Origin of the sequence: uncultured Acidovorax sp., from assembly GCF_964021665.1 — a bacterium.
Taxonomy (GTDB): domain Bacteria; phylum Pseudomonadota; class Gammaproteobacteria; order Burkholderiales; family Burkholderiaceae_C; genus Acidovorax; species Acidovorax temperans.
On record NZ_CAXIAK010000022.1, the window covers coordinates 36,261 to 48,354 of the forward strand.

11 protein-coding genes and 1 riboswitch are annotated in these 12,094 nt (G+C 62.8%); of the genes, 8 read left to right on the forward strand and 3 right to left on the reverse strand.

Annotated elements, in window-relative coordinates:
• The first annotated feature begins 236 nt into the window (after nt 1-236).
• Nucleotides 237-668, forward strand: coding sequence for an Lrp/AsnC family transcriptional regulator (locus AADJ04_RS07060; protein WP_142083420.1), 432 nt, complete (start codon nt 237-239; stop codon nt 666-668).
• A gap of 154 nt (nt 669-822) precedes the next feature.
• Nucleotides 823-1,785 carry a tripartite tricarboxylate transporter substrate binding protein gene (locus tag AADJ04_RS07065; protein WP_341239181.1) on the forward strand — a complete coding sequence of 321 codons (963 nt, stop codon included), beginning with the start codon at nt 823-825 and terminating at the stop codon, nt 1,783-1,785.
• 173 nt (nt 1,786-1,958) lie between these two features.
• Here AADJ04_RS07065 and AADJ04_RS07070 read toward each other — a convergent pair whose 3' ends face one another.
• Both AADJ04_RS07070 and AADJ04_RS07075 read right to left on the reverse strand, forming a co-directional pair.
• Complete coding sequence (locus tag AADJ04_RS07070) at nt 1,959-2,744, reverse strand: HAD-IIB family hydrolase (RefSeq protein ID WP_341239182.1); 786 nt, start codon at nt 2,742-2,744, stop codon at nt 1,959-1,961.
• A gap of 16 nt (nt 2,745-2,760) precedes the next feature.
• Nucleotides 2,761-4,389: a peptide chain release factor 3 gene (locus AADJ04_RS07075; protein WP_341239183.1), complete on the reverse strand. Its 1,629-nt coding sequence runs from the start codon at nt 4,387-4,389 to the stop codon at nt 2,761-2,763.
• A 177-nt stretch (nt 4,390-4,566) separates the two neighbouring features.
• Nucleotides 4,567-4,646, forward strand: a riboswitch (S-adenosyl-L-homocysteine riboswitch).
• A 63-nt stretch (nt 4,647-4,709) separates the two neighbouring features.
• On the opposite strand from AADJ04_RS07075, the gene ahcY reads away from it, so the two are divergent.
• The 4 genes from ahcY to AADJ04_RS07095 all read left to right on the forward strand — a co-directional run bounded on the left by ahcY (nt 4,710) and on the right by AADJ04_RS07095 (nt 8,679).
• A complete protein-coding gene (gene ahcY / locus AADJ04_RS07080; protein ID WP_341239184.1) occupies nt 4,710-6,146 on the forward strand; it encodes an adenosylhomocysteinase in 1,437 nt (478 codons plus the stop codon).
• Nucleotides 6,147-6,257: 111 nt separating this feature from the next.
• A complete protein-coding gene (locus AADJ04_RS07085; protein WP_341239185.1) occupies nt 6,258-7,259 on the forward strand; it encodes a TlyA family RNA methyltransferase in 1,002 nt (333 codons plus the stop codon).
• Nucleotides 7,256-8,107, forward strand: coding sequence for a methylenetetrahydrofolate reductase [NAD(P)H] (gene metF / locus AADJ04_RS07090; RefSeq protein WP_312785265.1), 852 nt, complete (start codon nt 7,256-7,258; stop codon nt 8,105-8,107). The genes AADJ04_RS07085 and metF overlap by 4 nt, the downstream gene beginning before the upstream one ends.
• Before the next feature lie 194 nt (nt 8,108-8,301).
• Nucleotides 8,302-8,679 (forward strand): septal ring lytic transglycosylase RlpA family protein, encoded by a 378-nt coding sequence (locus AADJ04_RS07095; protein WP_242638210.1) that lies wholly within the window; start codon nt 8,302-8,304, stop codon nt 8,677-8,679.
• An 18-nt stretch (nt 8,680-8,697) separates the two neighbouring features.
• On the opposite strand, the gene rlmJ is transcribed toward AADJ04_RS07095, so the two are convergent.
• Nucleotides 8,698-9,585 carry a 23S rRNA (adenine(2030)-N(6))-methyltransferase RlmJ gene (rlmJ, locus tag AADJ04_RS07100; protein ID WP_341239186.1) on the reverse strand — a complete coding sequence of 296 codons (888 nt, stop codon included), beginning with the start codon at nt 9,583-9,585 and terminating at the stop codon, nt 8,698-8,700.
• 242 nt (nt 9,586-9,827) lie between these two features.
• Here rlmJ and AADJ04_RS07105 point away from each other — a divergent pair, with 242 nt between their 5' ends.
• Nucleotides 9,828-11,765, forward strand: a complete 1,938-nt coding sequence (locus AADJ04_RS07105; RefSeq protein ID WP_341239187.1) for a serine/threonine-protein kinase — start codon at nt 9,828-9,830, stop codon at nt 11,763-11,765.
• A gap of 196 nt (nt 11,766-11,961) precedes the next feature.
• Nucleotides 11,962-12,094 (forward strand): uL13 family ribosomal protein (locus AADJ04_RS07110; protein ID WP_341239192.1); only part of this gene is annotated, 133 nt, incomplete at its 3' end.

Consider the following 12,094-nt stretch of genomic DNA (forward strand, 5'->3'; position numbering starts at 1 on the left):
AAAGTCTCCGGTGTAAAGCGGCTCACAAAACTGCCTTGCGCACGGTGAGCATCGGGCTGCGATGGCCTGCGGCACCAAGGCGGTCGAGGAGAAGTTTTTGGGGTCGCTCTGTGAATCAAAAAAGCAATGTCGCGGTGCAACGGAAGAAATTCTCCCGAGGGCATGCGCCAGCGAACAGCCCGCAAGCTGCTCAAATAGTGCTGTAAATTGGCGTTTTGTATTGCAGGTATGACCAAATGTTCAAAATGGACGACACGGACCGGGAGATCCTGAGCATCCTGCGTGCCGATGCGCGCACGCCCGTGGCCGTGCTGGCGCAAAAGCTGCGCATAGCCCGTGGCACGGTGCAAAACCGCCTGCGCAAGCTCGAAGACAGCGGTGTGATTACCGGCTACACCGTGCGCCTGCGCCCCGAGTCAGAGCCGCAGCGCATCCGCGCCTGGATGAGCATCGCCGTGGAGGGCAACGCAGCCCCCGAAGTCATTCGCGCGCTGCGCGGCGAGCCCGCAGTGGGCACTTTGCACACCACCAATGGGCGCTGGGACATCGTGGCCGAGGTGCGCGCTGAAAGCCTGGAGGCGTTTGACGCGGCGCTCGGCCGCATTCGCCTGACCACCGGCATCGCCAACACGGAGACCAGCATCCTGCTGTCCACCTACAAGGCGTAAGGCTCATCGATGTGCGGGCGTGGCAGGGCGCGCCTCCTGAGCTTAGGGGCTGCCGCATGGGCGACAGGCTCTAAGGGGTTTCCGCATTACGGCGGGCGGCTTGCCTGCGGTGCAATGGCGCCGTCATTGTTTTGCCAGTCAGGAGCGCCTCACCATGCAACGTCGCCAGATCATCCAGTGGGGGGCCGCCAGCCTCGCCGCGCCGACAATCACAGCGCGCGCCCAGAGCTTTCCCGCCAAGCCCATCAAGCTGGTGATTGCCTTCCCCGCCGGCGGGCCCACCGACATCACCATGCGCGTTCTGGCCGACAACGCCGGCAAGATCCTGGGCCAGCCCGTGGTGGTGGAGAACAAGCCCGGCGCTGGTGGCACGCTGCCCGCGCAGGCCCTGCAAGGCACCTCGGCCGATGGCTACACGCTGGCGCAGATTCCGCTGGGCGTGTTCCGCCTGCCCTACACCACCAAGATCAACTGGGACCCGGTCAAGGACATCAGCTACGTCCTCAACGTCACGGGGTACGCCTTTGGTGTGGTGGTGCCGGCAGACTCCCCGCTCAAGACCTGGACGCACTTTGTGGCCTGGGCCAAGGCCAATCCGGGCAAGCTCAGCTACGGCTCTACCGGCACCATGACCAGCCCGCACCTGACCATGGAACTTGCTGCACAGAAGCTGGGCATAGAACTGCTGCACGTGCCCTACAAGGGCAGCGCCGATTTGATGCAGGCCATTCTGGGCGGGCAGCTCATGGCCGCGGCCGACTCCACCGGGTTTGCCCCGCAGGTAGAAGCGGGCAAGCTGCGCGTGCTCAACACCTGGGGCGCAGAGCGCTTGGCCAAGTTCCCCGATGCCCCCACGCTCAAGGAGCTGGGGCTGGATCTGGTGCAGAACTCGCCCTTCGGCATCGGCGCCCCCAAAGGCACGCCACCCGCCGTGGTCAAGCGCCTGCACGACGCCTTCAAGCAGGCCATGGAGCAGGAGAACTACCGATCCGCGCTGGCCCGCTACGACATGGTGCCCATCTACATGAGCAGCGCCACCTACCAGAAGTTTGCAGCCGACACTTTTGAGCGCGAGAAGGCGCTCGTGGAAAAGCTGGGGTTGGCCAAGCCGCAGTGAATGGGGAGCGCCGCGAGGCGCTTCATTCATTTGCCAGCTCTCGAAGAGGTTCCCGTAGCGTATGTCTGACGCGTGAGGCTGTTAGTGCCAGTTGGCCCTTGCATTGCGTTGGCGAGCGCCCGAAAAAGGCTCGAGGGCAGCCTCCTGCTCGGCAGTCGTGAATCCGCTGTGCTTTATCTGCTTTGCAAAATAGCCCTGGCCACCTCGGCAAACCCCGCGCCGCGTTCACCCTGGGTGATGTAGCGCGGCAGGTGCTGCAACTGGGGCACAAAGCGCGCCACATTGGCCACACCCACGCTGTGCGCGAAGTGCTGGAACATCAACTGGTCGTTGGTCGAATCGCCTACGTACACCCAGCGGTCCATTTCTGAATCCAGATCCCGGCCCCACAACTCGCGCACGATCCACCGCGCACCTTCGAGCTTGTTGTGCGCGCCAAACCAGCCATTGATGTGGATGCTGCTCACCGTGGCATTCATGCCCGCCGCCCGCATGATGCGCACCGCCTCGTCAATGTCCTGTTGGGGCAGGTGCGTGAATTCGCTGTGGTCGATAGCGATGTCTGTCTCGCGCCCCGGAGAGTCGGTGGCACGGCGGGCGCCGGGCACTTCGTGCTCGATCTGTGCAAGCACTTCCTGCATGCGGGCGTAGTTGCGCTGGCGGGTGGACTCGTCCTGCTGGTAGCGCTTGACCAGCCCTTGGCAGGGCAGTGACTGCAGAGCCACCGCACCGTTCTCCGCCACGATGGCATCCACCGGCCAGCTGCCCGCAAAGGGCTCGCTCCAGCCCACGGGCCTGCCAGTGATGGCGATCACGTGCAGCCCGGCTGTTTTGAGCTTGCCCAGCGCTTCCAGCGCATCGGAAGTGATGGCGCCGTCGGTGGTGAGGGTGTCGTCGATGTCGGTCATGACGCCCAACAAGGGGCGCTGATGAAAACGATGGCTCGTGAGAGGATGCATGGCTACCGACCCAAGCTCAACCCGCGTTACCCAAACTCAGCCCCGCATGCTCCCGCAGCGGATGAAAGTGAATCTTCGGAAACCGTTCTTGCGCCAGTCGCACGTCGTACGGCGATGTGCACAGATATGCCAGCGTGTCGGCTGCGTCATGGGCCATGCGCAGCGGGTAGGCGGTTTCGAATTCGCGCAGCTCGGCTGGGGTGTCGGCGGTGATCCAGCGTGCGCCGGTGTACTGGCAGGCTTCCAGCCGCACGTCGCAGTCGTACTCGGTCTTCAGGCGGTGCTGTACCACTTCAAACTGCAGTTGGCCCACAGCGCCCAGCAGCATGTTGCCGCCGGCGTCGGGCTTGAAGACCTGGATGGCGCCTTCTTCGCCCAGCTGCATCAGGCCTTGCTGCAGTTGCTTGGTGCGCAGGGGGTTCTTCAGCACCACGGTCATGAACATTTCCGGGGCGAAGAACGGCAGGCCGGTGAACTGCAGGTTCGGGCCGTCGGTGATGGTGTCGCCCAGCTGCACGCCGCCGTGGGTGGTGAAGCCGATGATGTCACCGGCATAGGCCTCGTCCACCGCTTCGCGGCGCTGGCTCATGAAGGTCACCACGCTGGTGGGTCGCAATTCTTTGCCGGTGCGCTGCACTTTCATCCGCATGCCAGGGGTGTATTTGCCCGAAGCCACGCGCACAAAGGCGATGCGGTCGCGGTGGTTGGCGTCCATGTTGGCCTGCACCTTGAACACCACGCCTGAGAAGCTCTCGTCTTCAGGCTGGATGATTTTTTCTTCGCGGTTGCGGTTGACCTCGGTGTAGGCCACGCGCGGGCCGGGCGGGGGCGACATATCGACCACCGCGTCCAGCACTTCCATCACTCCGAAGTTGTTCACCCCGGAGCCGAAGAATACGGGTGTGAGCTTGCCTTTCAGGAAGGCATCGTGGTCCCACTCTGCGGATGCGCCCACGGCCAGCTCCATGCTCTCCAGCGCGTCGTCGAATGCCTGGCCGAAGCGGGCGCGCAGGTTGTCTGCGTCGGACAGGGGAATGGTCTCGAAGTCCTGCGGGCGTTTTTCGCTGCCGGGCTGGAACACGGTCATGCTCTTGGTGCGCAGGTTGATGATGCCGCCAAAGCTCTTGCCCTGGCCCACGGGCCAGGTGATGGGGCAGCAGGGCATGCCCAGCTCGCGTTCGACCTCGTCCATGATGTCCAGCGGGTCGCGCACTTCGCGGTCCATCTTGTTCACAAAGGTGATGATGGGCGTGTCGCGCTGACGGCACACCTCAATCAGGCGGCGGGTCTGGCTTTCCACACCGTTGGCGGCGTCGATCACCATCAGGGCCGAAGCGACGGCGGTGAGCACGCGGTAGGTGTCTTCCGAGAAGTCCTTGTGGCCGGGGGTGTCGAGCAGGTTCACCACATGGTCGCGGTAAGCCATCTGCATCACCGACGATGCCACCGAGATGCCGCGCTGCTTTTCAATCTCCATCCAGTCCGACGTGGCGTGGCGGCTGGCCTTGCGGCCCTTGACGGCGCCGGCGATCTGGATCGCGCCCGAGAACAGCAGCAGCTTTTCGGTCAGCGTCGTTTTACCCGCGTCGGGGTGGGAAATGATGGCAAAGGTGCGGCGGCGCCGGGTTTCTGGGGCGTAGGACACAAGGGGTTCCAAATGGGTGGGCAGGCGCGACGAGTGGCGCGCTGCGGGTTCAGAGGGTGCGCAGCCCCTGTGGAGCGCGGTGGCGCGGGGGCTTTTTGCCGGCGATTTTACCCAGTGGACTTGGGGGCTGAAGTGGCACGCGAGACGCCTTCATGGCGACTGCTTTTATAATCCGCGCTTCCGAGGAGCGTTGCAGCGCCCCCTGCCATCTGCGGGGCGTGAGGCTCGGAGTCATCAAGCAACGACGCTCATCCACTTTTCGTGTGGTGAGTTGCATCTTCCCCGTCAAGTGGCTTTTCAAACCTGCTTTGGAGCACACCATGAACGCACGCGTCAACGCCCCGGTCAACACCGACTGCATCATTGCCGACATCGGCCTGGCCGAATGGGGCCGCAAGGAAATCCGCATTGCTGAAACCGAGATGCCCGGCCTGATGGCCATCCGCGAGGAATTCGCGGCCAAGCAGCCCTTGAAGGGCGCGCGCATCACCGGTTCGCTGCACATGACCATCCAGACGGCGGTGCTGATCGAAACCCTGCAGGCCCTGGGCGCGCAGGTGCGCTGGGCTTCCTGCAACATCTTCTCTACGCAAGACCACGCTGCCGCTGCCATTGCCGCCAACGGTACCCCCGTGTTTGCCGTCAAGGGCGAAACGCTGGTGGATTACTGGGACTACACCCACCGCATCTTCGACTTTGGTGCCGCCGGCACTGAAGGCGAAGGCCCCAACCTGATCCTGGACGACGGCGGTGACGCCACGCTGCTGATGCACCTGGGCAAGCAGGCCGAAAAGGACCAGAGCGTGCTGGCCAACCCTGGCAGCGAAGAAGAGCGCATTTTGTTTGCCGCCATCAAGGCCAAGCTGGCGGTGGACCCCACTTGGTACAGCCGCAAGAGCGCACAAATCATTGGTGTGACGGAAGAAACCACCACCGGCGTGCACCGCCTGAAGGAAATGTCTGCCAAGGGCAGCCTGATGTTCCGTGCGATCAACGTGAACGACTCGGTGACCAAGAGCAAGTTCGACAACCTGTACGGCTGCCGCGAGTCGCTGGTGGACGGCATCAAGCGCGCTACCGACGTGATGATTGCTGGCAAGGTGGCCGTGGTGGCGGGCTACGGCGACGTGGGCAAGGGCTCGGCCCAGGCCCTGCGCGCCCTGAGCGCCCAGGTGTGGGTGACCGAGATCGACCCCATCAACGCCCTGCAAGCCGCCATGGAAGGCTATCGTGTAGTGACCATGGAATATGCCGCCGACAAGGCCGACATCTTCGTGACCACCACCGGTAACCGCGATGTGATCACCTTCGAGCACATGAAGGCCATGAAGGACCAGTCCATCGTTTGCAACATCGGTCACTTCGACAACGAAATCCAGGTCGCCAAGCTCGAAGAGCACTGCCAGTGGGAAGAAATCAAGCCCCAGGTGGACCATGTGATCTTCCCTGACGGCAAGCGCATCATTCTGCTGGCCAAGGGCCGTCTGGTGAATCTGGGCTGCGGCACGGGCCACCCCAGCTTTGTGATGTCTTCCAGCTTTGCCAACCAGACCATTGCCCAGATCGAACTGTTCACGCACAGCGACTTCTATGAAAACGGCAAGGTCTACGTGCTGCCCAAGCACCTGGACGAAAAGGTCGCACGCCTGCACCTGAAGAAGGTGGGCGCGATGTTGTCGGAGCTGACAGACGAGCAAGCCGCCTACATCGGCGTGCCCAAGCAAGGCCCTTACAAGCCAGATACCTACCGCTACTAAGCCCTGGCGATAGAGGTTGAATGCTCCTGATTTAGGAGCTGCCAGCGCCTATTGGATAAGCGCTGGCGCCTGTTTTTATTCAAATTTCCGTCGGACGACGAGAGAGTACGCATGCGCGCAGATGTTTTTTTGGTGGAAGGCGGCCATGCCGCTACGCGCTCACAGGCGCAACGCCTGATCGCCTCGGGGGTGGAGTGGCGGCTGACGCCGCTGTCCGCCTGGAACAAGGTGGTCAAGAACGGCGATGACATTCCACCCATGGCAGAGGTGCGCTTGCTCGACGATGCCGAGGCGAAATACATCTCGCGCGGCGGGCTCAAGCTCGAAGGCGCCCTCAAGGCGACGGGGCTGGTGGTCAAAGGCTTGCGCTGCCTCGATGTGGGGCAGAGCACCGGCGGCTTCACCGACTGCTTGCTGCAGCACGGTGCCGCCCAGGTCATTGGTGTGGACGTGGGCCACGGCCAGTTGCACGAGCGCCTGCGCGATGACCCGCGCGTAGTGGGCGTGGAAGGCCTGAACGCACGGGCGATGACTGCCGAGTCGCTGAAGGAAGGCTGCGACGTGGCCTTGTCTGAAGAAGAGGTGCAGGACGAAGAGGACAACGAAACCCAGCCCGTGGCCCCCTACAGCTGGATGCGCAACGGCGGCCTGGTGGATGAAGAGTACGACGACAGCGACGACGCCAAGGAGCAGGACGTGGAAGCCTTCAAGGCCGAGCGCGCAGCGAAAGCCAAGGCACGTGCCGAGGGCACTTTGCCCGTGGTGCGCCGTCGCAAGCCGGGGCGTGAGGATGTGAACATCACGCCCGTGTTCGACGTGATCACGGGCGATTTGTCTTTCATTTCTTTGACGCTGGTACTGCCCGCGCTGGTGCCGCTGTTGGCGCCCCAAGGGCGGCTGCTCATGCTGGTCAAGCCGCAGTTTGAGTTGCAGCCCGGCCAGGTTGGCAAGGGCGGTATCGTGCGCGATGAGGCGCTGTACCCCGTGGTGGAAAAGCGCATCCGCGATTGCTGTGCCGAGGTGGGTCTGGACGTGTTGTCGTGGATCGACAGCCCCATTCAGGGCGGCGACGGCAATCGGGAATTCTTTATTGACGCAAGGAGGGCCGCATGAACGCTGCCAAGACCGAAGCCACCGGTTTCCCGGTGAGCCTGGAATTCTTTCCGCCAAAAACCGAAGAAGGTGCGGCCAAGCTGCGTACCGTGCGCCAGCAGCTGTATGCCTTGCACCCTGAATTTTGTTCCGTGACCTATGGGGCCGGCGGCTCCACGCAAGAGGGAACTTTCACTACGGTGAAGGAGATCCTGTCTGAAGGTTTTAGTGCCGCATCGCACTTCTCGTGCATTGGCGCCACGCGCCAGTCGGTGCGTGAGCAACTGGCGGTGCTCAAGGGCATGGGCGTGCGGCGGCTGGTGGCTTTGCGGGGCGACTTGCCCAGCGGCTATGGCGCGGGCGGCGAGTTTCAGTACGCCAGCGACCTGGTGGCCTTCATCCGCGAAGAAACGGGGCGGGACTTCCACATCGAGGTGGCCGCGTACCCCGAGGTGCATCCGCAAGCCCGTTCGCCCGAGGCTGACCTCAAGGCCTATGTGGCCAAGGTGCGTGCGGGTGCCGATGCCGCCATCACCCAGTATTTCTACAACAGCGATGCGTACTTCCGCTTTGTGGAGGACACGTACAAGCTGGGTGCGGATATCCCCGTGGTGCCTGGCATCATGCCCATCTCCAGCTCCACGCAACTGATGCGCTTTTCGGATGCCTGTGGTGCCGAGATTCCGCGCTGGATCCGGCTGCGCCTGCAGGCGTTTGGCGACGATACCGCCAGCATCAAGGCGTTTGGTCTGGACGTGGTGACCGATCTGTGCGACCAGTTGCGTAGCGCCGGGGTGCCCGCCTTGCACTTCTACACCATGAACCAGAGCGCGGCCACGCTGGAGATTTGCCGCCGACTGGAGCTGTAAACGTGCCAGGGCAGCGCGCGGCAGGGCTTGCAGGTGGGCGCAGGTTCTGGTCTGCCTTGCTGGCCTGTGCCGCTATGGTGCTGGCCTGGCCTGTGGTTGTTCTTGCCCATGAGGATTCGGGCATGCCTGACCCCAGTGCGACGTCATCCTCTGATGCGGAAAAACCGCTTCCCGCCCAGCGCTCCGCCATCGATCTGCTGAGCAGCGACGAGGACGAAGAGGGGGAGGAGGAGGCAGAAGTCTTGCCCAGCGAAACCGGGCTGGCTTCCTGGTACGGCCCTGGTTTTCACAAGCGCCGCACCGCCAGTGGTGAGCGCTTTGATATGCATGCCATGACCGCTGCCCACCGCACCTTGCCGTTCGGGACCATGGTGTGCGTGCGCAGCCAGATCACCGGGCGCGGGGTGGTCGTTCGCATCAACGACCGGGGCCCGCACGCCGCCAATCGGGTGGTGGATCTGAGCCGGGGCGCCGCCATTGCCTTGGGGCTTCACGGCTTGGGCCTCAAGCCGGTGGATGTGTTTCCCCTCAGCACTGGCGAGGACACCTGCCCGCCCAAGCGACCAGACTAGGTCGCTGCAGGCATTTTCTTAGCTGCCCGATTCCAGCGTGTACGTGGCGTGCTTGTCTTGCGCCAGCAACTCCGCCATTTGCGGCAGAGCTTCCTTCAGCGCGGGCTTGAGTGTGAAGGGCGGATTGATCAGAAACATGCCGCTGGCTGGCAGACCTGGGCGTTTGGTTTCCCCAGCCGCGTTTTCTGTGACCTTGCTGGATTTCACCGTCAACGTGGCATGCAGCCAGCTCTTGCCCGCCTTGGTGGTCAGGGTCTTGAGCCGCCGGGGCAAATCATGGGCTTCCGGGCGGGGGATGATGGGGTACCACACCGCATAGGTGCCGGTGGCGAAGCGCTTGAGCGAATCCGTGACCATGTCCAGCACCTTGCCGTAGTCGCTCTTGATTTCATAGCTGGGATCGCACAGCACCAAAGCGCGGCGGGCCGGTGGCGGCAGAAATTTTTTGATGCCTTCAAATCCATCCTCATGCAGCACGGCCACTTGCCTGCCGGCTTCCAGCTGGGCCACGTTACCGGCCAGTGCACGCATGTCCGTGGGGTGGAGTTCAAACAGCTTGAGCTTGTCATGCCCGCGCAGCAGGCGCTGGCTGATGAAGGGCGAGCCGGGGTACACCCTGGTTTTGCTGCCTTGGTTAAAGGCCCGCACCATGTCCACATAGGCGGCAAGCGCCGGGGTGAGGGGCGGTACTTCGGGGGCGACCAGGCGCAAAATGCCGTCCGAGGCTTCTGCGCTGGTGCTGGCGTAATCGCCGTCCAGCCGGTAGAGACCCGCGCCGGCGTGCGTATCCAGAACGGTCAACGCCGCGTCTTTCTCCGTGAGATATTGCAAGGTGGCAATCAAAACCGTGTGCTTGAGCACATCGGCATGGTTGCCTGCGTGGAATGCGTGGCGATAACTGAACATGCCCGTATGGTAACGATTGCGCACCTTGACGGCCTTGAGTGCTGAGAAACCTCATACAAATCGTCCGAGAGCCGGGCAAAATCACAACCTTCCGGCGGCCTGTGATGTTTTTCTCAGACAGTCTGCTTTTTGTAGCTTCTCTACAGGCTTTGATATCGCATCATCGCGTCTGTTGCCCAGCCTAGACGCTTGGCAGGCACCATTGAGTGCCCTTTCAGACCCGGTCCTGCTCCCTTCCCACCATGATCGAACGATCCAGTCAAACCCCTGCCGCCGGCGTCAGCCACGTTGATGCGCTGCCGCCCGGCACCAGGTTGGCTGAGTTTGAAATCATGGGGCTTCTGGGGGTGGGCGGCTTTGGCATGGTCTACAAGGCGTTTGACCATTCCCTGCACCGTGCGGTGGCGATCAAGGAATACATGCCGACGGCTCTGGCGGGTCGTGTGCAGGGGCAATCCCTGGGGGTTCGATCGTCGTCCGATCAGCAGACCTTCCAGGCCGGACTGGCTTCCTTTGTGGGCGAAGCGCGCTTGCTGGCCCAGTTTGATCACCCTTCGCTCGTGAAAGTGTTCCGTTTCTGGGAGGCGAACAACACGGCTTACATGGTCATGCCGCTCTACAGCGGCATGACGTTCAAGCAGGCGCGTACGCAGATGCGCACTCCGCCACCCGAGGCTTGGCTGCGCAAGGTGCTGTGGTCGGTGCTGGGGGCGCTGCGGGTGTTGCACGACGGCAAGACGCTGCACCGCGATATCTCTCCAGACAACATCTTCTTGCAAGACTATGGCCCCCCCGTGTTGCTGGACCTGGGGGCCGCACGCCACGCCATCAACGACCAGGGGCGCCAGCACACTGCGGTGCTCAAGGTCAACTACGCGCACATCGAGCAGTATTCAGAAACCGATGATGATCTGCGCCAGGGGCCCTGGAGCGATTTGTATTCGCTGGCGGCGGTCGTGCATGGCTGCCTGTGCAATGACACGCCTTTGCCGGCCACCTTGCGTTCCATTCGAGATCGCATGGTGCCGTTCCCCCGCATTGCCAAGACCGTGAAGCGGCAGTTTGGTGTTGAGTATTCGCCTGCATTTGTCGCAGCGGTGACCCAGGCCCTCTCTTTGCGCCCCGAAGATCGTCCTCAGAACATTGACGCCTTCTTGCAGGCCATGGAAATGGTGTCTGCGCCTGAAGGCATTGACGGATTCGATTTCCGCGCTGACCTGGGCGACATCTGGGTCGAGCCTGCGGACCAGCCCGGCCCTGGGTTGCTGACGCCCACCGTGGATGTGACCTCTGCGCCCAAGATCGTGGCGGATATCCAGGCATCGCTGGCAGGCGCGCAAGCCGCGGTCTCTGCTCCTGCCGCTTTGCACGATTCCAAGCGGGTGGATGCTGACTCAGGCCCTGATACGGTGGCTGTAGAGGCTGCAGATACCGTCTTCATGGACCCGGGCGATACGGTGATGATGGAGGAGTTGGAGTCGTCCAGCCCGTCAGGTCATCGTTCAGGATCGGGCGCGCACCGCGAAGTAGGGGGGCATGCTTCCAAGTCTTCCAGGTCTGCGAGCGCTTCGCACGAATCGAGTCAACGGGCCCGCGCGGCTGTCTCGCGTCGCCACAAGAGTTTGCGCTGGGGGGCTGTGGCTGCGGTTGCTCTCATGGCGGTGGCGAGTGCTGGCTGGGGGCTGTATGCACGCAAGGCGCCGGTGGCGGATGACATCATCACCGAAGTGGCTGAGCCACCAGCCGCTTTGACGCTGGTGGAAGCGTCTGCCCCGGTGGCCAGCGCCTCGGTCGCCAGTGAGGTGGCTGTGGCGGAGCCCAGTCTCGTGGATCCTCCGCTGGTTGCAGCTTCTGCGTCCCAGCCGGCTACGGCGCCCAAGCCCGTGGTGCGCAACAGTGCCGCTGCAAGAAAGGTGGCTCCAGAGCCTGCCCCCGCGCCGGTGGTGGCTGTGGAAGCGCCTCCTCCGCCTCCCCCGCCACCGCCTGAGCCGAAACCCCGGCCAGCACCCGCCAAAATCCCGACGCCCCAAGAGGTTTGCGCGAATGCTGGCTTCTTGGCCAAACCCATGTGCATTCATCAGGAATGCCAAAAGCCGTCGCAGGTCGGGCAGGCCATCTGTGTCGAGAACCGAAAGCGCTACGAGGCAGAGGAGCAGCGTGCCCGGCAGATGGGCAACTGAGTGGGTCGGCGCCTCGGTGGTCGGTCTTCGGGATGAGCGGTTGTACCGTTTTTGTGAAACTTCGTATAATCACAGGCTTCGCAGCGATTGAGCGGCCCCGCGGCGAACACATCAGTCCCACCTAAGAGGCTTCCTTCAGAGAAGCACCGACCGTGGAAAAGGGCCCTTACAAACCCCCTCTTGAAAAGAGAAACTCATGACTACTACTTTCAGCGCAAAGCCCGCTGAGGTTGTGCACGAGTGGTTTGTGATTGACGCGACCAATAAGGTCCTCGGACGAGTAGCCAGCGAAGTTGCTCTCCGTTTGCGCGGCAAACACAAGGCCATTT

What these genes read in the sequence shown, in the direction of transcription:
- AADJ04_RS07060 (WP_142083420.1), top strand. Translation starts at nt 237, where the DNA reads ATGTTCAAAATGGACGACACGGACCGGGAGATCCTGAGCATCCTGCGT.
- AADJ04_RS07065 (WP_341239181.1), top strand. Translation starts at nt 823, where the DNA reads ATGCAACGTCGCCAGATCATCCAGTGGGGGGCCGCCAGCCTCGCCGCG.
- AADJ04_RS07070 (WP_341239182.1), bottom strand. Translation starts at nt 2,744, where the DNA reads ATGCATCCTCTCACGAGCCATCGTTTTCATCAGCGCCCCTTGTTGGGC.
- ahcY (WP_341239184.1), top strand. Translation starts at nt 4,710, where the DNA reads ATGAACGCACGCGTCAACGCCCCGGTCAACACCGACTGCATCATTGCC.
- AADJ04_RS07085 (WP_341239185.1), top strand. Translation starts at nt 6,258, where the DNA reads ATGCGCGCAGATGTTTTTTTGGTGGAAGGCGGCCATGCCGCTACGCGC.
- metF (WP_312785265.1), top strand. Translation starts at nt 7,256, where the DNA reads ATGAACGCTGCCAAGACCGAAGCCACCGGTTTCCCGGTGAGCCTGGAA.
- rlmJ (WP_341239186.1), bottom strand. Translation starts at nt 9,585, where the DNA reads ATGTTCAGTTATCGCCACGCATTCCACGCAGGCAACCATGCCGATGTG.
- AADJ04_RS07105 (WP_341239187.1), top strand. Translation starts at nt 9,828, where the DNA reads ATGATCGAACGATCCAGTCAAACCCCTGCCGCCGGCGTCAGCCACGTT.